At 73.2% G+C, this 19,438-nt stretch carries 20 protein-coding genes; 16 read left to right on the top strand and 4 right to left on the bottom strand.

Features of this window, described 5'->3' with window-relative positions:
- The first annotated feature begins 55 nt into the window (after positions 1–55).
- From ORV05_RS19860 to ORV05_RS19850, 3 genes are all read left to right on the top strand, one after another.
- On the top strand, positions 56–463 hold the full coding sequence (locus ORV05_RS19860; RefSeq protein WP_268441116.1) for an Hsp20/alpha crystallin family protein: 408 nt from the start codon (positions 56–58) through the stop codon (positions 461–463).
- 61 nt (positions 464–524) lie between these two features.
- Complete coding sequence (locus ORV05_RS19855; protein WP_268441114.1) at positions 525–3,170, top strand: bifunctional acetate--CoA ligase family protein/GNAT family N-acetyltransferase; 2,646 nt, start codon at positions 525–527, stop codon at positions 3,168–3,170.
- An 8-nt stretch (positions 3,171–3,178) separates the two neighbouring features.
- Entirely contained in the window at positions 3,179–4,282 is a 1,104-nt protein-coding gene (locus ORV05_RS19850; protein WP_268441112.1) for an acetate/propionate family kinase, read from the top strand.
- Between the two features lie 156 nt (positions 4,283–4,438).
- On the opposite strand, the gene ORV05_RS19845 is transcribed toward ORV05_RS19850, so the two are convergent.
- Positions 4,439–4,705: a hypothetical protein gene (locus tag ORV05_RS19845; protein WP_268760087.1), complete on the bottom strand. Its 267-nt coding sequence runs from the start codon at positions 4,703–4,705 to the stop codon at positions 4,439–4,441.
- Positions 4,706–4,818: 113 nt separating this feature from the next.
- Here ORV05_RS19845 and ORV05_RS19840 point away from each other — a divergent pair, with 113 nt between their 5' ends.
- Together ORV05_RS19840 and ORV05_RS19835 are read left to right on the top strand one after the other, a co-directional pair.
- Positions 4,819–5,451 (top strand): hypothetical protein, encoded by a 633-nt coding sequence (locus ORV05_RS19840; protein WP_268441110.1) that lies wholly within the window; start codon positions 4,819–4,821, stop codon positions 5,449–5,451.
- Positions 5,448–7,187 carry a SulP family inorganic anion transporter gene (locus ORV05_RS19835; protein ID WP_268441108.1) on the top strand — a complete coding sequence of 580 codons (1,740 nt, stop codon included), beginning with the start codon at positions 5,448–5,450 and terminating at the stop codon, positions 7,185–7,187. Before ORV05_RS19840 ends, ORV05_RS19835 begins: the two co-directional genes overlap by 4 nt.
- Before the next feature lie 6 nt (positions 7,188–7,193).
- Here the strand turns inward: ORV05_RS19835 and ORV05_RS19830 are convergent, their stop codons facing one another.
- The gene (locus tag ORV05_RS19830) at positions 7,194–7,655 is read right to left on the bottom strand and encodes a universal stress protein (RefSeq protein WP_268441106.1); all 462 of its coding nucleotides are present in this window, start codon (positions 7,653–7,655) and stop codon (positions 7,194–7,196) included.
- A gap of 185 nt (positions 7,656–7,840) precedes the next feature.
- On the opposite strand from ORV05_RS19830, the gene ppsA reads away from it, so the two are divergent.
- Positions 7,841–10,117, top strand: a complete 2,277-nt coding sequence (ppsA, locus tag ORV05_RS19825; protein ID WP_268441104.1) for a phosphoenolpyruvate synthase — start codon at positions 7,841–7,843, stop codon at positions 10,115–10,117.
- 100 nt (positions 10,118–10,217) lie between these two features.
- Here the strand turns inward: ppsA and ORV05_RS19820 are convergent, their stop codons facing one another.
- Complete coding sequence (locus ORV05_RS19820; protein WP_144592017.1) at positions 10,218–10,649, bottom strand: CBS domain-containing protein; 432 nt, start codon at positions 10,647–10,649, stop codon at positions 10,218–10,220.
- A gap of 234 nt (positions 10,650–10,883) precedes the next feature.
- Here ORV05_RS19820 and ORV05_RS19815 point away from each other — a divergent pair, with 234 nt between their 5' ends.
- Genes ORV05_RS19815 through ORV05_RS19805 form a run of 3 tightly spaced genes read left to right on the top strand, consistent with a single transcriptional unit; the run spans position 10,884 to position 12,937 of the window.
- Complete coding sequence (locus ORV05_RS19815) at positions 10,884–11,462, top strand: Rv1733c family protein (RefSeq protein WP_268441102.1); 579 nt, start codon at positions 10,884–10,886, stop codon at positions 11,460–11,462.
- A gap of 9 nt (positions 11,463–11,471) precedes the next feature.
- Complete coding sequence (locus ORV05_RS19810) at positions 11,472–12,065, top strand: CBS domain-containing protein (RefSeq protein ID WP_268441100.1); 594 nt, start codon at positions 11,472–11,474, stop codon at positions 12,063–12,065.
- Complete coding sequence (locus tag ORV05_RS19805) at positions 12,062–12,937, top strand: universal stress protein (protein ID WP_268441098.1); 876 nt, start codon at positions 12,062–12,064, stop codon at positions 12,935–12,937. The genes ORV05_RS19810 and ORV05_RS19805 overlap by 4 nt, the downstream gene beginning before the upstream one ends.
- A gap of 107 nt (positions 12,938–13,044) precedes the next feature.
- On the opposite strand, the gene ORV05_RS19800 is transcribed toward ORV05_RS19805, so the two are convergent.
- Positions 13,045–13,488, bottom strand: a complete 444-nt coding sequence (locus ORV05_RS19800; RefSeq protein ID WP_268441096.1) for a winged helix-turn-helix transcriptional regulator — start codon at positions 13,486–13,488, stop codon at positions 13,045–13,047.
- A 131-nt stretch (positions 13,489–13,619) separates the two neighbouring features.
- On the opposite strand from ORV05_RS19800, the gene ORV05_RS19795 reads away from it, so the two are divergent.
- From ORV05_RS19795 to ORV05_RS19765, 7 genes are all read left to right on the top strand, one after another.
- On the top strand, positions 13,620–14,492 hold the full coding sequence (locus tag ORV05_RS19795; protein WP_268441094.1) for an aldo/keto reductase family oxidoreductase: 873 nt from the start codon (positions 13,620–13,622) through the stop codon (positions 14,490–14,492).
- A gap of 99 nt (positions 14,493–14,591) precedes the next feature.
- Positions 14,592–15,356, top strand: coding sequence for a slipin family protein (locus ORV05_RS19790; RefSeq protein WP_268441092.1), 765 nt, complete (start codon positions 14,592–14,594; stop codon positions 15,354–15,356).
- A 10-nt stretch (positions 15,357–15,366) separates the two neighbouring features.
- Positions 15,367–15,666: a DUF1918 domain-containing protein gene (locus tag ORV05_RS19785; RefSeq protein WP_144592024.1), complete on the top strand. Its 300-nt coding sequence runs from the start codon at positions 15,367–15,369 to the stop codon at positions 15,664–15,666.
- Positions 15,667–15,702: 36 nt separating this feature from the next.
- Positions 15,703–16,212 carry a universal stress protein gene (locus tag ORV05_RS19780; RefSeq protein ID WP_268441090.1) on the top strand — a complete coding sequence of 170 codons (510 nt, stop codon included), beginning with the start codon at positions 15,703–15,705 and terminating at the stop codon, positions 16,210–16,212.
- Entirely contained in the window at positions 16,209–17,783 is a 1,575-nt protein-coding gene (locus ORV05_RS19775) for a WS/DGAT domain-containing protein (RefSeq protein WP_268441088.1), read from the top strand. The genes ORV05_RS19780 and ORV05_RS19775 overlap by 4 nt, the downstream gene beginning before the upstream one ends.
- Positions 17,780–18,586 carry a universal stress protein gene (locus tag ORV05_RS19770; protein WP_268441087.1) on the top strand — a complete coding sequence of 269 codons (807 nt, stop codon included), beginning with the start codon at positions 17,780–17,782 and terminating at the stop codon, positions 18,584–18,586. Before ORV05_RS19775 ends, ORV05_RS19770 begins: the two co-directional genes overlap by 4 nt.
- 69 nt (positions 18,587–18,655) lie before the next feature.
- Complete coding sequence (locus ORV05_RS19765; RefSeq protein ID WP_268441085.1) at positions 18,656–19,390, top strand: MerR family transcriptional regulator; 735 nt, start codon at positions 18,656–18,658, stop codon at positions 19,388–19,390.
- Positions 19,391–19,438: the final 48 nt, after the last annotated feature.

The raw sequence follows: 19,438 nt of genomic DNA, 5'->3' as shown, positions 1-19,438 counted from the left end.
ATCGGCGGTTTGCTGAGTGACGGCAAGGCCATCCGGGGACGAGAGGAGAAGTCGGATGACGTCGTTGTTACCGCGGCCGAGGGGTGCCTTCCCGAGTCTGTCGGAGTGGTTCGAGGGCACGTGGCCGTTCGGTGAACACAACATGGTCCGCATCGAGGAGTCCATGAAGGACGGTAAGTACACCGTCCGCGCAGAACTGCCGGGGTTCGACCCGGACAAGGGTATCCACGTGACGACCGAGGCCGGGATGCTGACCATCTCCGCCGAGCGCGAGGCCAGGACCGAGGAGCAGGGGCGGAGCGAATTCCGTTACGGCTCCTTCAGCCGGACCGTGTCCCTGCCCCAGGGCGCGGACACCTCGAAGATCGACGCGAAGTACAAGGACGGGATCCTCGAGGTCACCGTGCCGTACGCGGAGGAGAAGTCGGGCAAGCAGGTCGAGATCAAGGTCGCCAAGAGCTGACCTGCCGTCACGGTGCGGGCGCGCGAGCGGCGCGCCCGCATCACGCTGCGAAAGGACGATCATGGGGCCCGACCACGGGTCGAGCGCGGTACTCGCCGACGGCGAGGTGGTGCTGATCCGGCCGCTGCGCCCGGCCGACACCGACGCCGTGCTGGCACTGCACCGCGGCCTCGGCGACCGGGACCGGTATCTGCGTTTCTTCGGCGCCCCGGGCCAGCTGGGGGAGCTGGCGCGGCGGATCGCCGCCGAACCCGGACCCACCCACGGCGCGGTGGGCGCGTTCCGCCGGGACAGGCTGGTGGGCGTGGCGCACTTCGAGGTGGCGGGGGAGCCGACGGAAGCCGAACTGGCGCTCGCGGTGGACGGCCGCGCGCAGGCCCACGGGGTCGGCACGCTGCTGCTGGAACACCTGACTTCGATGGCGCGGCAGCGGGGGATCCGGCGGTTCGTCGGCGAGGTGCTGGCCGAGAACACCCGCATGGTCCGGGTCTTCGCCGACCTGGGGCTGCCGTACAAGATGCCCCCCGGGGGCCCGGAGCGGCAGTTCGTGCTGTCGCTGGAACCCGGTGAGGACTACTGGGCGGCACTGGAGGAGCGGGAGCGCGTCGCGGACGTGGAGAGCCTCAGCTCGGTGCTGCGGCCGGCCTCGGTCGCCGTGGTCGGCGCGGGCAGGCACCCCGGGTCCGTGGGGCACGCGGTGCTGGCGAACCTGCTGGCAGGTGGGTACGCGGGACGGCTGTTTGCGGTGAACCCGCATGCCACCGAGATCCGCGGGGTGCCGTGCGCGCCCTCGGTGGCCCAGCTGCCGGACACCCCGGAACTCGCGGTGGTGTGCGTGCCCGCCGCCGCGGTGCCCGCGGTGGTCGAGCAGTGCGGGCAGCGCGGGGTGCGGGCGGTGGTGGTGATCTCCGCGGGGCTGACCGGCACCGAACTGGGTCCCCGGGTGGTCGCCTCTGCGCGCCGCTACGGAATGCGCGTGGTCGGTCCGAACTGCGTGGGGGTGGCCAATCCCGACCCGGCGACCCGGCTCAACGCCACCTTCGTCCCGGGGGAGGTGCCGCCGGGCGGGGTGGGCCTGGTCAGCCAGTCCGGCGGTTTCGGCATCGCGCTGCTGGAATCCCTGCGGGGACTGGGGATCGGGCTGTCCAGCCTGGTGTCCACGGGGGACAAGTACGACGTGAGCGGCAACGACCTGCTGCTGTGGTGGCAGCGGGACCCGGCCACCGAGATCGCGGTGCTGTACCTGGAGTCCTTCGGCAATCCGCGCAAGTTCGGCAGGCTGGCCAGGACGCTGGCGCGCACCAAGCCGGTGCTGGCGATCCGCACGGGCGACACCGAGATCGCGCGGCGCGCGGCGGCCTCGCACACGGCGGCCGCCGCGACCCCCGCGGTCACCCGGGACGCGCTGTACGAGCAGGCGGGGGTGATCGCCGTGGACACGATCAGCGAACTGGTCGACACCGTCGCCGCCCTGTCGTGGCAGCCGCTTCCCGCGGGCAACCGCGTGGCGGTGATCAGCAACGCCGGGGGTGCCGGCGTGCTGGCCGCGGACGCGTGCGCCCGGCACGGGCTGGAACTGCCGGAGCTGGCCGGGTCGACCACCGCCGCGCTGCGCGCCGTCCTGCCCGCGCAGGCGTCGGTGCGCAACCCGGTGGACACCACCGCCGGAGTGGACGCCGCCCTGTTCGGTACCTGCCTCGACATCGTGCTGGCCGACAAGGGGATCGACGCGGTCATCGCGGCCGGGGTGCCCACCGCGCTCGGGGAGCCGATCACGGCCGTGGCGCCGAAGGCCCGGCATTCGGGTAAGCCGCTGCTCGCGGTGCGCCTCGGCCAGCTCGGGCATGTCACCCCGCTGCCGGACGACCAGGGCCCGGCGACCGCGAGCTACACCGACCCCGCCGACGCGGCGGCCGCGCTCGGGCACATCGCCCGCTACGCGCAGTGGCGCGCCCGCCCCGCGGGCACGCTGCCCGTACTGTCCGATGTGGACGCACCGGCGGCACTCGCGGCGGTCCGCGGGTACCTGGCGGCGGGGCGGCGCTGGCTGACCCCGACCGAGACCGCGCACCTGCTGGGCTGTTTCGGGATTCCTATGGTCCAGACCTCTTACGCGACCGACGAGGACAGCGCGGCGGCGGCGTTCGCCGGGCTGGACCATCCGGTGGCGATGAAGGTGGACGCGGCCGGGGTGCTGCACAAGAGCGCTCAGGGCGGAGTCGCGCTCGGCGTGGCCGACGAGGCGGCCGTGCGCGAGGTGGTGCGCGGGTGGCGGCACCGGTTCGGGGCGGGCTTCCAGGGGGCGGTGCTCCAGCCGATGGCCGCACCGGGCCGCGAACTGCTCGTTGGGATCCACTCCGATCCGGTGTTCGGCCCGCTGGTGGTCTTCGGCCTCGGCGGCACCGACACCGATCTGGTGGCCGACCGGGCGGCGCGCCTGGCCCCGCTCACCGACAGCGACGCGGATCGGCTGATGGCGGGCCTGCGCTGCTCCCGTGACCTGTTCGGGCCCGGCAGGCTCGACCGTGAGGGCATCCGCGACGTCCTGCTGCGCGTGAGCCGCCTCGCCGAACTGCTGCCGGAGGTGGCCGAACTCGACCTGAACCCCCTCGTCGCCTCCGCGGACGGCTGCCTGGTGCTCGATGCCCGGATCCGGGTCGAGCCCCGCACCCCGGACGACCCGTTCCTCCGCCGCCTCAAGACCTGAGGAGAACCATGCGCATCCTGACCCTCAACCCGGGGTCGTCCACGATGAAGGCGGCACTGATCGAAGACGGGGTCACGCGGCACGCCGAAACCTGGGCGGCCGCCGACGCCGTGGCCGACGAAAGCGCCGTCCACGACGCGATCGGGCGCTGGGGCCGTCCCGACGCGGTGGCCGTGCGGTTCGTGCACGGCGGATCGCGGCCGGGGCCGGTGTTCGCGGACGAGGAGGTGCTGCGGGCACTGGACCGGCTGGGTTCGCTCGCCCCGCTGCACCAGCCGCTGTCGGTCGACGTGACCCGGCTGGTGCTGGCCTCGCTGCCGGACCTGCCGGTGGTGGCCTGCTTCGACACCTCGTTCCACAATGGACTGCCCGAGGCGGCGAAGCGGTATGCGCTGCCGCGCGCGTGGACCCGGCAGAACCGCCTGCGCCGCTACGGGTTCCACGGGCTTTCCTGCGGCTACACCGCCCGGCGGGCCGCGGAACTGCTCGGGGTGGACGAGACGGAACCGCGGCTGGTGTGCTGCCACCTCGGTTCGGGTGTCTCGGTCACCGCCATCCGGGGCGGGGCGAGCGTGGACACGTCGATGGGGTTCACCCCGATCGAGGGCGCCGTCATGGCGACCCGGTCCGGTTCGGTCGACCCGGGCCTGCTGCTGTACGTGCTGGGCACCGGGGAGGTCGACCTCGACGGCATGGTGGACGCGCTGTACCACCGGTCGGGGCTGGCCGGGATGACGGGGACCAGCGGCGACATGCGGGAGGTGCTCGCGGCGCGGGCCGCGGGCGACGAGGCCGCCCGCACGGCGATCGGGGTGTACGCGCACCGGCTGCGGCGCGAGATCGGGGCGGCGGCGATGAGCCTGGACCGGCTGGACGCGCTCGTGTTCACCGGCGGGGTCGCCGAGCACCAGCCGGAACTGGTCGGCGAGGTGGCGGAGGGACTGGGGGTGCTGGGCGTGCGGACCGCCCCGGACCGCCTGGCCGGCCGCGGCGACCGGCTCGTCAGCCCGCGGGGCGCCCCCGTCGCGGTGCTCGTGCTGACCGCTCGCGAAGATCTCGAACTGGCCCGGCAAGCCGAGCGCCTCCTCGCCTCCTGCCGCACCCCCACCTAACCGCGAAGCCCGGACGTTCCTCGGAACAGGGTGTGCCCTCAAGGTGACCTTGAGGGCGTTTGTGACCCTGAAGGCGACCTTCAGGGCGCCCAGCACCGGCCGCAAGCGCCAAAACGGCCGTGAGGGGGTCCCTCACGGCCTCGGCTGCGGAGTGGGTCAGGCGGACTGGCGGGTGAGGCCGGCGGCGGCCAGCAGCGCGGTGAGTTCGCTGATCGGGATGCCCCGCCCGCGCGGCGCCGGGACGACGACCGGGGTGGGCGCCTCGGGCCGGGGCAGCACCTCGCCGGCCTCGAGCCCCAGCATGTCCAGCAGTTCGGTCAGCTCACCGGCGTCGCGGGCGCACGCCGCCACCGCGCGCACCGCACGGGCACGCCGCTCCGGCTCGGGAAGCTCGGTCCGGGCCGCGGGCGAAGAGATGTTCATCGGTTTTCCTCCCTGAAGTCGATGTCCATGATCGCTGCCGGAACCGCCGCGGGGCGCCGGTCGAAGGTCCCCAGGGGTGAGGACGTTGCGCTCCGCGATGGACCCTGGCGCCGGTGACGTTCGGCCCTTCTCCGCGACGACTCGCGCCGATCAAGGTTGTCGGCATGATGGCCTCGCCGGGAGAACTGGACATCGCACTGCGCGCCGTGGCACGGCTGCCGCTGCCCCCCGAGGGCGGGCGGCTGGAGTTCGGGCCCGGCTGCGTGCACGTCGTGCCCGGGCACGACGACCGCGCCGCCCGGATCTACACGGGAGCCGCGATCTTCGTTCTCGCGCTCGCGTTGCGGGTGCAGGGCTGTTCGGCCCACGTGCGGCTCGGCGGGTCGCCGTCGCGCCCCGCGACGATCTTCTTCACCCGCCCGCGCCCGCCGATGCCCCGGGACCGCCGCCTGGCCGCGGCGCTCGAAGCGCCCGCGCCCGCCGCGCGGCTGACCGGCGTGACCCGCGCGGAACTGGAGCGGGCCGCCGCGGTGGAAGGGGCACGACTGCGCTTCACCGGGCGTGACCGTGCCGTGCTGAGCACGCGCGGGAACGGCCCGGCCGATCAGCTGGCGGCCGGGATGGCGCTGGCCCGGGTGCTGCTGAGCGCCGCCTCCCGGGGCGTGCCGGTCCGGTTCCTGCCCGCCGGTGCCGAGGACGGGTGCGCCCAGGCCGTGCTGGTGCTCGGCCGGGCGGCGCGGGCATGAGCGCAGCGGGCCCGCGCCTGCTGCCCGGACTGGCGCAGTTCCGGGGATACCGGAGAAGCTGGCTGCGGCCCGACCTGCTCGCCGGGGTCACCGTCGCGGCCTATCTGATCCCGCAGGTCATGGCCTACGCCGAGATCGCCGGGCTGCCCCCGGTGGTGGGCCTGTGGACCGCGCTCGGCCCGCTGGCGATCTACCCGCTGATCGGGTCGAGCCGCCAGCTGTCGGTGGGCCCGGAATCCACGACGGCGCTGCTGACCGCCACCGCCGTCGCGCCCCTCGCCGCCGGGGACCCCGGGCGCTACGCCGCCCTCGCGGCGATGCTCGCGCTGATGGTCGGCGGGCTGTGCCTGCTGGGCGGTCTCGTGCGGTTCGGGGTGCTCGCCGACCTGCTGTCGAGACCGGTGCTCGTCGGCTACCTCGCGGGCATCGCGGTGATCATGATCGTGAGCCAGCTGGGCAAGCTGACCGGGGTGCCGGTGACCGGGGAGAACCTTTTCACGCAACTGCGGTCATGGCTGTCCGGCCTGTCCGGCTTCCACGGGCCCACGCTGGCGCTGGGGGCCGCGGTGCTGGCCTTCCTGCTGATCGGCTCGCGGCTCGCGCCGAAGCTGCCCGTCCCGCTGATCGGCATGCTGCTGGCGGCCGGGGCGGTCGCGGTGTTCGATCTGACGCGTACCGGGATCGCGGTCGTCGGCGCCGTGCCCGCCGGCCTGCCGGCTCCGGCGCTGCCGCGGGTGGGCGCGCCCGACCTGCCGTCACTGCTGCTCCCGGCGGTGGGGATTGCGATCGTCGGGTTCTCCGACGTGGTGCTCACCGCCCGCGCCTTCGCGGCGCGCCGGGGCGAGACCGTCGACGCCGACCGGGAACTCCGGGCACTGGGCGCGAACAACCTGCTCACCGGGCTGTTCCGCGGGTTCCCGGTCAGCTGCAGCGGCAGCCGGACGGTGATCGGGGAGGCACTGGGCAGCCGCACCCAGCTGTATTCGCTGGTGGCACTGGCCACCGTGGTGGTGGCGCTGTTCGCGGCGGGACCGGTGCTGGCCGCGTTCCCGCTGGCGGCGCTGGGGGCCGTGGTGGTGTACGCGGCACTGCGGCTGATCGACCTGGGCGAGTTCCGCCGGATCGCGGCGTTCCGGCGCAGTGAACTGGTGCTGGCGCTGGCGACCACGGTGAGCGTGCTCGGGCTCGGGGTGCTCTACGGCGTGCTCGCCGCGATCGCACTGTCCGTTTTGGACCTGCTGCGGCGGATGGCGCGGCCGCACGCCGCGGTGCTCGGATACGCGCCCGGGGTGCCGGGCATGCACGACGTGGGGGACTACCCGGGTTCGGTGAAGGTGCCGGGACTGGTGGTCTACCGGTACGACGCGCCGCTGTGCTTCGCCAACGCGGAGGACTTCCGGCGCCGCGCGCTGGAAGCGGTGGCGCCGGACACGGAATGGTTCCTGCTCAACGCCGAGGCGAACATCGAAATCGACGTGACCGCGCTGGACGCGCTCGGCCGGTTGCGCACCGAGCTGGGGCGGCGGGGGATCACCTTCGCCATGGCCAGGGTGAAACGGGAACTCCTGCACCAGCTCGAAGCCGGGGGAGCGGCGGCGGAGATCGGCGAGGACAGGCTGTTCCCGACGCTGCCCTCGGCGGTGGCCGGCTACGTCCGGGACTACCAGGCACGGCACGGGCGGCCACCGGAGGGGATCACCCCCGGTGTGCTGCCGCCCGGTCCGGCGGCCTTCTGAGCGCGGTCAGCGCAGCCGGTGCGTCGACTCGGTGGTGATGACCACGACCGGGCAGTGCGCGTGCCGCACGCACTGCGTCGCCACGCTGCCCACGAGCAGCTCGCCCAGCGGACGTGCCCCGTGTGAGCCGACCACGAGCAGGTCGGCGGTGGCGGACTCCTTGATCAGCTCGGTGGCCGGGTCCCCGATGGCCACCACCTCGGTGGGCGGTGGCGCCTGCCCTTCCTGTCCCGCGGCCTTCGTGACCGTGCTGTGCAGCAGGGTCGCGTAGTCCTCGTCCTGCTCCACCGGGCGGCGGCCGTGCGGCTGGATCGCGTAGGACGTGCCGGGCAGCAGGTCCTCCCTGGCCCGCACGAGTACCGCGCGCACCCGGTCGTGCCCGGCGGCCTCCTGCAGAGCCCATCGCAGGGCCGCCTCGCTCTGGACCGATCCGTCGACCCCGACCACGATCGTGCGCTGGCTTGTCATGGTTTCCTCCCTGTCCGGCGCCCCATTCGGCATCCCGTCCGACTCCGGGGAGTCTGCGTGGCCGCATCCCGCGGTCACCAGGGCACAAAGCCTTCCCGGAGGGGACTTCAGGCTCTCGAATCCCCTGCAACGGCGGGGAAAAACTGAACTCGCGCCGAGAGCGCGGCAGCGCCGGGAGGAATGCGATGAACGTCGTCAAGGGATTGTCGGAGATCCGCGTCGCGGATGATGTCTCGGCCGGGGGCAAGGGGGCCAACCTCGGGGAACTCGCCGCGGCGGGCTTCCCGGTGCCCGGCGGGTTCGTCGTGCTGCGCGAAGGCTACTGGGCGGCGATGGACTACGGCGGAGTGCGGGAGGAACTCGCCCGCCTGCACGCGGCCACCCTCACCGTCGGCGACGATCCCGACCGGCTGGCCGACAACTGCCGCCGGATGCAGGACATGGTGCGGAAGGTGACGTTGTCGCCGGAGTTGCGCGAGGCCGTGCTCGAAGCCTATGCGGCGCTGGGGCCGGACGTGACGGTCGCGGTGCGGTCCTCGGCCACGGGCGAGGACAGCGCGGACGCCTCGTTCGCCGGCATGAACGCCAGTTTCACCAACGTCAGCGGCGAGGCCGCGGTGCTGGAGCGCCTCGTCGACTGCTGGGCCTCGGCCTTCTCCCCCCGGGTGGTGACCTATCGCGCCGAGCGCGGGTTCGCCGGTGAGCCCGCGATCGCGGTGGTGGTGCAGCAGATGGTCGAGGTCGAGCGGGCCGGGGTGATCTTCACCGCCGATCCGCGCACCGGCGACCGGCACCGCCTGATCGTCGAGGCGGTGTTCGGACAAGGCGAAACACTCGTTTCAGGGGCGGTGGAGCCGGACTCCTATATGGTCGCCAAGCAGGACCTGCGGCTGGAGCAGGTCCGGGTGGGGGACAAGAAGTACAAGATCGTGCACGGCGCCAGCGGCAGCGACAGCCGCGTCGAACTGCCCGAGCCCGCCGCCCGGCGGCGGGTGCTCGATTCGGCGACGGTGCTGGAACTGGCCCGGCTGGCGATCCGCGTCGAGGACCACTACGGCGTTCCCCAGGACCTCGAATGGGCCATCGACTCCGGTGGGACGATCTACCTGGTCCAGACCAGACCGATCACCACGCTGAAGACGGGGACCGCCGAAGGGTCCACAACGGAATCCGCGGTGGAGGTGCTGGTGCGGGGACTGGCGGCCTCGCCGGGAACGGCGAGCGGGACCGTCCGCGTGCTGACCTCGCCCGAGCAGGGAAAGCAGTTGCGCGGCGGGGAGGTCCTGGTCGCGCCGATGACCAATCCGGACTGGGTGCCCACGATCCGCCGCGCGGCCGCGCTGGTCACCGACGGCGGCGGGATGACCTGCCACGCCGCCATCGTGGCCAGGGAACTGGGCGTGCCGTGCGTGGTCGGGACCGAGACCGCGACGAGCGCGCTCACCGACGGCCAGGAGGTCACCGTGGACGGGGCGGCCGGGGAGGTCCGTGCCGGTGCGGTGAAGAAGGCGGCGGCACGGACCGAGCCGGTGACCGCGCCCGCCCCGGCCGCGCCCGAAGCGCTCGCGACCCGGGTCTACGTCAACCTCGCGATGCCGGAACAGGCCGAGCACGCGGCGGCGCTGCCGGTGGACGGGGTGGGCCTGCTGCGGGCGGAGTTCATGCTCACCGAGGCGCTGGGCGGGCGGCACCCGCGGGATCTGCTCGAGCACGGCGAAGAGCGGTCCTTTGTGGACTCCATGGCGGAGTACCTGCTGCGGATCACCAAACCGTTCGCGCCGCGCCCGGTGGTCTACCGCACCACCGACCTGCGCAGCAACGAGTTCCGCGGGCTGGGGGGCGGGGCGGCCTACGAGCCGCAGGAGGACAACCCGATGATCGGCTACCGTGGGTGCTACCGCTACGTCCGCCAGCCGGACCTGTTCGCACTGGAACTGGAGGTGCTGGCGCGGGTGCGGGAGCAGACGCCCAACCTGCACCTGATGATCCCGTTCGTGCGCACCCGCTGGGAACTGGAAGAGTGCCTGCGGCTGGTCGACGCCAGTCCGCTCGGCCGCCAGCGCGGGCTGCACCGGTGGGTCATGGCCGAGGTGCCCTCCGTGCTGTACTGGCTGCCGTCGTATGTCGGGCTGGGCGTCGACGGCGTGTCGATCGGCAGCAACGACCTGACCCAGCTGATGCTCGGCGTGGACCGGGATTCGCGGGAGTGCGCCGAACTGTTCGACGAGTCCGACCCGGCGGTGCTGGACGCCATCGGCACCATCGTGTCCAAGGCCCGTTCGCTCGGCATCACGTCGTCGCTGTGCGGGCAGGCGCCCTCCAACCGCCCGGAGTTCGCCGACCACCTGGTGCGGCTCGGCATCACGTCGATCTCGGTCAACCCGGATGCCGTGGCCGCGGCCCGCTCCGTCATCGCCTCCGCCGAACGGCGCCTGCTCCTCGAAGCCGCACACCGGGCCTGACTCCCCGCGGCTCGGAGTGTTCGAGCGGGGCCTGTTTGCTCCGAATGATTCGCAGCGAACAGGCCCCGCTCGAACACTCCGGCGCGGTCGCTCAGGGGGTTCAGGGGGTGCCGGTGGCGGGGGTGCACCAGCCGTCGGCGAAGCGGGCGAGCAGGTCGCGCCAGCTCACCATGCCCACCACGGTGCCGTCCTCGACGACGGGCAGGCAGCGCTGGTGCGATTCGACCATCGCCGTGGTCACCTCGCCCAGGTCCATCCCCGCGGCCACGGCCGGTGCGGGGGAACGCATGATCTGGCGGACCACGCGGGCCCGCAGCCCGGCGATCGCGCCGTCCTCGGGGGTGGGGGCCGCCAGCATGAAGCGGGCCCGGAGCAAATCGGCCTCGGTCACCAGCCCCACCAGCCTGCCCGCCGCGGCGAACACCGGCAGCGTGGTGAATCCGCGGTCCATCATCAGCTTGGCGGCCTCTTCCAGGGTGGCTTCGGCCGTGACGCCGATGACCGGTGTGCTCATGATGTCCCGTACTCGCATGAGGCGAGCATGTTCCGCGTCACGCGGTGCCGGACAGGGCCGAAGGGCCTCGCCCGGGTGTGCGAGTGTCCACAGCGCCCTGCCAGGTCCTTCGGCGCACTCCACCGGAAGCGGAACCCGGGCGCAGCCGGGGTCCTCGGCCTCGCCCGCCGGTGACCAAGGGCCCTTCGCCCGCCGCCGCCGCATCGTGATGCTCGGTGGCGGAACCGAGTTCAGGGCAGGAGGCCGGTGGTGATGAGCGGGATCCGATGGTGGCGGCTACCGCACGCGGGCGGAAATCCGCTGGTCCGGACGGCGGACCGGGTGGAAAGCGTGCTGCTGCTGGTCGTGGTGCTGCTCGCGTTGCTGGCGGTGCCGGTGGCGGCTTCGCTGGGGTCGGACAGCTACGGCAGGCAGAAGCAGACCGCCGAGGCCGAGTCCGCCACCCGCCAGCCCGCCACCGCCGTCCTGCTCTCCGACGCCCCCGCCGAAACGGTCGGCCCGCACGGGGTTCCGGTGTCCGCCACGGTCGCGGTCCCGGCCTCCTGGCAGGTGGCGGGCGGCGCGCGGAGCGGGATGGTGACGGCCCCGCGCGGAACGCCCGCCGGGGCCACCGTGCCGATCTGGCTGGACACCCGGGGCACGCCCACCGCCCCGCCGGCGCCGCCGGAAGCCGCCGTCATGACGGGGATCGCCACCGGCGTGCTCACCTGGACCGCGTTCGCGGCCGGGCTCGCCATGGTGTTCGGCGCGCTCCGCCGTCTGCTGGACCGGGGACGGTACGCCCGCTGGGAACGCGAGTGGGCCCGTCTGGACCACCGCAGCTACTCGTGAGGAGAAACGATGAGGGCGCGAGACATCATGAGCCACCCGGTGATCACGGCGAAGCCGGAGACACCGGTGAAGACCGCGGAACTCCTGCTGTCGCAGCACGGCTACACCGCACTGCCCGTGGTCGACGACGACGGCGCCCTTGTGGGGATCGTCAGCGAGGAGGACTTCGTCGCCGACCGCTTCCCCCAGGAGCCGAGGAAACCGGCCCGCACCGTGGGGGAGGTGATGACCTCCCCGGCGGCCGCGGTGGACGTGAACGCCGGGGCGCGGCAACTGGCGCGCATGATGGTCGAGCGGCACATGCGCAGCGTGCCGGTGACCGACCGCGGGCGACTGGCCGGGATCGTCACGCGGCACGACTTCCTGCGGGTGCTCGCCCGGCCCGACCAGGTGCTCGCGCGGGACGTGGAGCAGCGGCTGGCGGTCTTCGGCGGCCCGGAGCGGTGGGTGGTGGACGTCCGCGACGGCGAGGCGACGATCATTGACCGGTACGACAGCCCGAAGGATCGCGAGGTCGCGGTGATCCTCGCCGAAGGGGTGCCGGGCATCGTCCGCGCCCGCTCCTACGCGGGGGAAATCGAACGACAGGAGGAGCAAGCATGAGCGCGCCGATCGTGGTGGGCATCGACGGTTCGCCGGGGTCACGCCGGGCCGTGTTGTGGGGGGCCGACGAGGCGGCGCGCCGCCGGATGCCGCTGACCCTGGTGCACGCCTTCGGCATCCCGGACGCCTTCTACGGCGAGACGATGCCGCCCAAGGACTGGCTGGACATCCGGCAGGCGGAGTCCCGCTCGCTGCTGCGCGAGGCGGCGGAGCTGGCCGGGCGGGTGCACCCGGAGCTGGAGATCGACACCGAGTCCACTGTGGATGCTCCGATCCCGTTCCTGCTCGGCTGGTCCGAGCGGGCGAAGCTGCTCGTGCTGGGCTGCGCGGGCCGGGGCGAGTTCGGCGACCTGCTGCTCGGCTCGACGGCGGCGTCGGTTTCGGCGCGCTCGCGGTGCCCGCTGGTGGTGGTCCGCGGAAAGGAGCGCGGCGCGGCCGCGGTGGACGATCCGGTCGTGGTCGGCGTGGACGGAAGCCCGGAGTCCGAGGCCGCGATCGAGCTGGCCTTCGAGGAGGCTTCGCTGCGCAAGGCGCCGCTGGTGGCGGTGCACACCTGGAGTGACGCCGACACCCGGCAGGTCTTCTCCGCGGCGCGTGCCGAATTCAGCTTCGAGCCGCTGCGCGAGTCGGAGACGCGCGTGCTGGCCGAGGCGCTGGCGGGCTGGGAGGAGAAGTACCCGGAGGTCGGCGTGCGGCGGGTGGTCGCGCAGGACCGGCCGCGGCACGAACTGCTCGAATGGAGCACGAAGGCGCAGCTGATGGTGGTCGGCAGCCGTGGCCGCGGCGGGTTCCGCGGTCTGCTGCTCGGCTCCACCAGCCACGCGCTCCTGGAACACGCCGAGTGCCCCGTGCTCCTCGTCCGCTCCGCCTGACCCGCCCCACCCCGCCCGGCCCGGCCTGGGCCGTGGGCCGTGGTCCCTTCACAGTCGATACGACTGTGAAGGGACCCTTCACGGCTCGCCCCAGGGGAAGGGCGGGGTCAGGCGGTGCCGGTGTCGTACGTCGCGCGGTGGGCGAGCACCTCGTCCATGTGCATCTCGGCCCAGGTCTTGAGGCTCCGCATCGTGTGCTGCAGTGAAAGACCGAGGTCGGTCAGCTCGTAGGAGACCGTGACGGGCACGGTCGCGGTCACGGTGCGGGTGACGAGACCGTCGCGCTCCAAGGAGCGCAGCGTCTGGGTGAGCATCTTCTGGCTGACCCCGGCCAGCAGGCGGGCCAGTTCGGAGTAGCGCATCGACCGGGGCTCACCGGCGCAGTGGGTGCCCGCCTGGTGCGAGCCGTCGCCGCCCAGGGCGGCCAGGACCAGCGTGACCCATTTGTCGGAGATCCGGTCGAGCAGTTTGCGGCTGGGACACGCCGCCAGGAAGGCGTCGTATTCCGCCTTGGTCTGCGCCCTCTTCTGGGCCGCCGTCATGGTTGCCATTCCCTCGCTCCTCTAACCCGTGGGGGTGTTACGCACTTCCAAGTGCCTACTTCCCGCCAGGAAGCTACCCACCAATACTGATGCAGCGAACCGCTGGGCACCAGTACCCGGCGCATCAGGAAAGGCAAGGCATGGGCACGCTTCCCACCTCACTTCCCGGCGGCACCTGGACCCTGGGCGACCTGAGGGTCACCCGGTTCGGCTACGGCGCCATGCAGCTCGCCGGTCCCGGGGTCATGGGGCCGCCCGCGGACCATGACGGCGCACTTGCCGTCCTCCGCGAGGCCGTCGGCCTCGGCATCACCCACATCGACACCGCCGACGCCTACGGGCCGCGCGTCACCAACCAGCTGATCCGCCAAGCGCTGCACCCCTACCCCGAGTCGCTGCACATCGTGACCAAGGTCGGCGCGATCCGGGACCGGCAGGGCGGCTGGCCCCCGGCCCGGAAGCCGGAGGACCTGCGCCGGGCCGTCCGCGAGAACCTCGAAACCCTCGGTCTCGAGGTGCTCGACCTGGTCAACCTCCGGCTCGGCAACGCCGAGGGACCGCAGCCCGAGCCGGTCGCCGAGGCGTTCGAGACGCTCGTCGAACTCCAGCAGCAGGGCCTGATCCGGCACCTCGGCGTGAGCAACGCGACGGCGGAGCAGGTCGCCGAGGCGCAGGCGATCGCGCCGATCGTCTGCGTGCAGAACATGTACAACCTCGCGCACCGCCACGACGACGAGCTGATCGACAGGCTCGCCGAAGAGGGCATCGCCTACGTGCCCTTCTTCCCGCTCGGCGGCTTCAGCCCGCTGCAGTCCTCGGTGCTGTCGGCCGTGGCCGCACGCTTGGATGCGACGCCGATGTCCGTCGCACTGGCCTGGCTGCTGCGGCGGTCGCCGAACATCCTGCTCATTCCCGGCACCTCGTCGGTGGCGCACCTGCGCGAGAACGTCGAGGGCGCGGGACTGCAGCTCTCCGGCGAGGAGCTCTCCGAGCTGGACAGGATCGGCCTCTAGCCAGTACCGGGGCGGAAGGACTTTCGGCGGTCCGGCGGGGCGGAAAGACCCTGCTCCCCCAGAGCGGGCGGGCGCACGCTGGAGGCCGGAGGTGGGATCGTGAGCAGTCTCGGAGTGGCGATCGTGCGCCAGTACGAACGGGGGGTGGTGTTCCGGCTGGGGCGGATCCGCGTGGTCCGGGAGCCCGGCTTGCGGTTCATGATCCCGATCGTGGACCGGATGCGGAAGGTCAGCCTGCGCACGGTGACCATGCCCATCCCGTCCCAGCAGATCATCACCAGGGACAACGTGTCCATCGGGGTGGCCGCGGTCGCCTACTTCCGGCGGGTCGACCCGGTGCGCTCGATCGTGGCGATCGAGAACGTGGAGTCGGCGATCAACCAGATCGCGCAGACCACCGTCCGCAACGTGGTCGGCCGGTCCACATTGGACCGGGTGCTGTCGGAGACCGAGACGCTCAACGAGGCGATCAAGACCATCCTCGACCGGACCAGCGAAACCTGGGGTGTCCTGGTGGAGATGGTCGAGCTCAAGGACATCGAGCTGCCGCAGTCGATGCAGCGCGCGATGGCCCGCGAAGCCGAGGCGGAGCGCGAGAAGCGCGGCAAGATCATCGCAGCGGAGGGGGAGGCGCTCTCGGCGGACAAGCTCGCCGAGGCCGCCGACGTGATGGCCCGGCATCCGATCGCCCTGCAGCTGCGCAATCTGCAGGTGCTGTCGGAGATCGCGATCGAGCGCAACTCCACGATCATCTTCCCGGCCCAGCTGATGGACAGCTTCACGGCACTGAACTCCTTCGTCAGCAGGGAAAGCAGCGCGACGGCCGACCGGGCCGAGCCGGTGCTGCCCCGCATGGCCGGTTAGGACGGCGGCGATGCGTGCCGAGCCCGGGGACTGGATCCTCATCCGGGGGCGCACCGTCGACCTGCCCTGGCAGCGCGGCCGGATCCTCGAGGTGCGGTCGCCGGACGGGTCCCCGCCGTACCTGGTGCGCTGGGTGGCCGACGACCGCGTTTCGCTGCTCTTCCCCGGGCCGGACGCCACCGTGCTCAGTGCCGAGGAACTCGCCGCCGCCGACGAGCGCGACCGTGCGCGGCTCGCCGCGCTGCGGCAGGCGATCGGCGCGCGGAAACCGGTGACCAAGGGCCCTTCACCCCCGGCGCCGACCGGCTGAAGCTGGAAGCAGCCAGCCCGGCAGGAAGGACGTGCGATGGCCGCGGAGGGTTCGACGGGGCCGAGGGGTCCGATCGTCGTCGGTGTGGACGGCTCGCAGACCAGTGTCGCCGCGCTGCGCTGGGCCATGGCCGAGGCCGGACCGACGGGCCGCGAAGTGGTCGCCGTGACGGCCTGGACCCACCCGCCTCCCGGCGAGTCCGGTGCCCCCGCCGACCCGGTGGAGGAGGTCGCCGCCGCCCACCGCCGCGATCTCGACGCGCTGGTGCGCAAGACCGCCCGCCCCGGTGTCGCCGTCCGGGCCGAAGCGGTCGAAGGCGAGGCGAAGGATGTGCTGCTGGACCGGGCGCGAGGCGCCTCGCTGCTGGTGCTCGGCAGCCACGGGCACGGCATGATGCTGCGCGCGCTGGTCGGCTCGGTGTGCGGGTACTGCCTGCACCACGCGACCTGCCCGGTGGTGATCGTGCCCGCCCGGCCGGGCGATCCGGACGCCGGGGCCGGACCCGCCCTGGCCACCGCCGAATACCTTCCGGGGTCGATCGTATGACGCACACCCTCGTCGGCCCCCATCGTCCCGTGCGCGCACAGGACAGTCTCTGGCTGCACCTGGACCGCCCGTCGAACCGGCTGCTCATCACCTCCGTGGTGTGGACCGAGCAGCCGATCGACCCCGACCGGCTGCGGGAGGTGGTGGCCGACCGCGTGCTCGCCCGCTTCCCGGTGTTCCTGCAGCGCCCGGTGCCCCACCACACGCCGGGGCGGCCCCTGGTGTGGGAGACGGATCCGGATTTCGACCTCGGCCGGCACTTCCGGGTGCACGACCTGCCCCCGCCCGGCGACACCCCGCAGCTGCAGGAGTTCGTCGCCGCCGAACGCAGCCGCCCGTTCGACGAACACCACCCGCTGTGGGTGATCCACCTGCTGCGGGGCTACCGCGGGGGCAGCGCCTTCGTGATGCGTTCGCACCACGCGATGGCCGACGGGATCCGGCTCACCCAGGTCATGTTCAGCATGTTCGACCCCGTCGAGGAGGAACCCGCGGGGCCCGCCGCGCGGGTCGGCGGCATGGCGCCGCACCACGAGCCGACGGCCCACCCCGCGGCCCGGTTCGCGGCGGCCACCCTGCGCGGTGTCGACCAGCTGGGCCTTCGGCTCGACGAGGCCGCCCGCCGCCTCGGGCCGCTCGCGCAGGCCGTGGTGGCGCTGCCCGCCCTGGGCACCTCGGCGGTGGTCGGCGCGGCGGGCGCCGCCGTGGATCTGGCCACTTCCGTCCTGCCGCCGGGACCGCGGCGGCTGGTTGACGCCGTGTCCAACACGGGCGTGACGGTCTGGCACAGCGCGGGCAGCGTGGCGAAGCTGTTCGGTTTCAAGGGCAGCGGACGGGCCTGGGAGGGCGAACCCGGGGAGGAGAAGACGGCCGCCTGGGGCGATCCGGTGCCGCTGAGCACGATCAGCCGCATCAGCCGCGCGACCGGGACCACGGTGAACGACGTGTGCACCGCGCTGGTCGCCGGTGCCATGGACCGCTACCTGGCCCGCGACCGCCCTGCCCGGCGGATCCCGCGCGACATGACCTGGATGCTGCCGGTCAGCCTGTCCCGGTTCGACGCGCAACTCCCGCCGACGCTGGGCAACCACTTCTCGCTGGTACTGGCGCACCTCCCGATGGGCCGGGGTGGTTTCCACGAACGGCTCGCCGAGGTGCACCGGCGGGTGCTGCGCATCCGCGACTCCTACGAGCCGGTGCTCACCCTGGTCCTGCAACAGCTGGTGAGCCAGAGCCCGCCCGCGGTCGCCGCGGCGCTGATCCGCTACTTCACCGACAAGGCGGTGGGGGTGCTGACGAACGTGCCCGGGCCGCGGTCACCGATGGCGGTGGCCGGGGCGAAGGTGGCGGGCGTGGTCGGCTGGGCACCGTGCAGCGGACGGCAGGCGATCACCGTGTGCATCTTCAGCTACGCGGGCCAGGTGTTCTTCGGGTTCGGCACCGATCGCACGCTCCTGCCGGATCCCGAACGGCTGGTGGCCGCGCTGGAGGCGGAGGTCGAAGAGGCCAAGGCGCTGGCCGAGCGCAGCGTGATCCCGCTGCGGCGGGCGACGCGGGCGAAGCCGGCATGACCACCGTCCCGCCGCGGGAGGAACCGGTCGTCGTCGGTGTGGACGGCTCCGACAGCGCACTGGACGCGGTCCGGTGGGGCGCCACGGAGTCGGTGCGGCGGAGGCTCCCGCTGCGGCTGCTGCATGTGTGCTCGGTGCCCAGCCTCGGCCGGGACTGGCTGCGGGAGGCGGCGGCCGCCGCCGCGGCGACCGAACCGGGGCTGGCGGTGGAAACCTCCCTGCAGGTGGGTGATCCGCGGCGGAACCTCGTCGCCGAGTCGGCACACGCCTCGATGCTGGTGCTCGGCTGGCGCGGCCTGGGCTCCGGGCTGCAGCCGCTGCTCGGTTCGGTGGCGCAGCAGCTCGCCGCCCACGCGCGGGCACCGGTCGTGGTGGCCCGCGGCAGGTTGTCGGGGGAGGGGCCGGTGGTGGCCGGGGTGGCCGGGCTGTCGGAGGCGGCGCTGGCGTTCGCTTTCGACGAGGCCGACCTGCGTGGCACCGCGGTCGTCGCGGTGCACGTGGCCGACGACCCCGGGCCCACCGAGGAACGGGCACTGGCGCTCAGGCTGCGCGAGTGGGAGGGGAAGTTCCCGGGCGTGGACGTCGAAGCGGTGGTGCTGAGCGGAAAACCCTCGGCCGGGCTGCTGGAGTACGGCGCGGCCGCGCAGCTCATCGTGGTCGGCACCCGCGGCCGCGGCGCGCTGGCCGGTCTGCTGCTCGGTTCCACCAGCCAGGCCCTGCTGCGGCACTCGCCCTGCCCCGTCGCCGTCGCCCACGAACCCCCGGCCCCTGACCGGCCCACTCCCGTTTGCCCGGAGCTGTGAAGGGCCCCCTCACGGCCGCCGCTGGCGCACCTGATCGGCGGGTGACGGCGGGCACGGCACGATGGCGGGGTGCAGGTACCCCCCGAGGACCGGGCGCTGCGCCCGATCGACCTGGCCCGGCTCACCGGTTTGTCGACACAGCAGATCCGCAACTACGCGGATGCCGGTGTCCTGCCCCCGGCGCCGCGCGCCCCGTCCGGCTACCGCCGTTTCGACGCGACACACCGGGAGGCGCTGCTCGCCTTCCGGGCGCTGGCGAAGGGGTTCGGCATCGACACCGCACGGGCGGTGATGCGGGCCGTGCACGAGGGGGACCTCCCCGGAGCCCTCGCCCTCGCCGACGCCGCTCACGCCGCTCTGCACGACGAGAGGACCTCGCTGAGGGCCGCCGGGGAGGCGCTCGAAGCGATCGCGGCGGGGGAGCCGGACACCTCGGCCCTGCCCCGCGCGACCGTCCGGATCGGCGAGGTGGCCTCGCTGCTCGGTGTCCGCACCTCGGCGCTGCGCGTCTGGGAATCGGTCGGGCTGCTGCGGCCGGAGCGGGACTCCGGCACCGGATACCGCCGCTACCGGCCCGCGGACGTGCGGGACGCGCGCATGATCAGGATGCTGCGGCAGGGGCACTACCGGTTGCCGCAGATCCGGTTCATCCTCGACGGGCTGCGCCGGGAGGGCAGCGGTGAGGCGCTGCGGGAGGCCATCGCGCGCCGCCAGGCCGACCTCGACCGCCGGTCCCTGGCCATGCTCGAAGGCGCGGCCCGCCTCCACCACTACCTCGATCACCGAGGCTCGCCGCGCGGGTGACCTTCTGCTCTTGCCAGTACCGCCGCGCACCCCGCACGGTGGGCGCAA

Origin of the sequence: Amycolatopsis cynarae, from assembly GCF_026802195.1 — a bacterium.
Lineage (GTDB): Bacteria > Actinomycetota > Actinomycetes > Mycobacteriales > Pseudonocardiaceae > Amycolatopsis_E > Amycolatopsis_E rhizosphaerae.
This window is presented reverse-complemented; position numbering and strand designations above follow the sequence as displayed.

Coding starts and splice junctions, on each gene's coding strand:
- ORV05_RS19860 (WP_268441116.1), top strand. CDS start 56: ATGACGTCGTTGTTACCGCGGCCGAGGGGTGCCTTCCCGAGTCTGTCG.
- ORV05_RS19855 (WP_268441114.1), top strand. CDS start 525: ATGGGGCCCGACCACGGGTCGAGCGCGGTACTCGCCGACGGCGAGGTG.
- ORV05_RS19850 (WP_268441112.1), top strand. CDS start 3,179: ATGCGCATCCTGACCCTCAACCCGGGGTCGTCCACGATGAAGGCGGCA.
- ORV05_RS19845 (WP_268760087.1), bottom strand. CDS start 4,705: ATGAACATCTCTTCGCCCGCGGCCCGGACCGAGCTTCCCGAGCCGGAG.
- ORV05_RS19835 (WP_268441108.1), top strand. CDS start 5,448: ATGAGCGCAGCGGGCCCGCGCCTGCTGCCCGGACTGGCGCAGTTCCGG.
- ORV05_RS19830 (WP_268441106.1), bottom strand. CDS start 7,655: ATGACAAGCCAGCGCACGATCGTGGTCGGGGTCGACGGATCGGTCCAG.
- ppsA (WP_268441104.1), top strand. CDS start 7,841: ATGAACGTCGTCAAGGGATTGTCGGAGATCCGCGTCGCGGATGATGTC.
- ORV05_RS19820 (WP_144592017.1), bottom strand. CDS start 10,649: ATGCGAGTACGGGACATCATGAGCACACCGGTCATCGGCGTCACGGCC.
- ORV05_RS19815 (WP_268441102.1), top strand. CDS start 10,884: ATGAGCGGGATCCGATGGTGGCGGCTACCGCACGCGGGCGGAAATCCG.
- ORV05_RS19810 (WP_268441100.1), top strand. CDS start 11,472: ATGAGGGCGCGAGACATCATGAGCCACCCGGTGATCACGGCGAAGCCG.
- ORV05_RS19805 (WP_268441098.1), top strand. CDS start 12,062: ATGAGCGCGCCGATCGTGGTGGGCATCGACGGTTCGCCGGGGTCACGC.
- ORV05_RS19800 (WP_268441096.1), bottom strand. CDS start 13,488: ATGGCAACCATGACGGCGGCCCAGAAGAGGGCGCAGACCAAGGCGGAA.
- ORV05_RS19795 (WP_268441094.1), top strand. CDS start 13,620: ATGGGCACGCTTCCCACCTCACTTCCCGGCGGCACCTGGACCCTGGGC.
- ORV05_RS19785 (WP_144592024.1), top strand. CDS start 15,367: ATGCGTGCCGAGCCCGGGGACTGGATCCTCATCCGGGGGCGCACCGTC.
- ORV05_RS19780 (WP_268441090.1), top strand. CDS start 15,703: ATGGCCGCGGAGGGTTCGACGGGGCCGAGGGGTCCGATCGTCGTCGGT.
- ORV05_RS19775 (WP_268441088.1), top strand. CDS start 16,209: ATGACGCACACCCTCGTCGGCCCCCATCGTCCCGTGCGCGCACAGGAC.
- ORV05_RS19770 (WP_268441087.1), top strand. CDS start 17,780: ATGACCACCGTCCCGCCGCGGGAGGAACCGGTCGTCGTCGGTGTGGAC.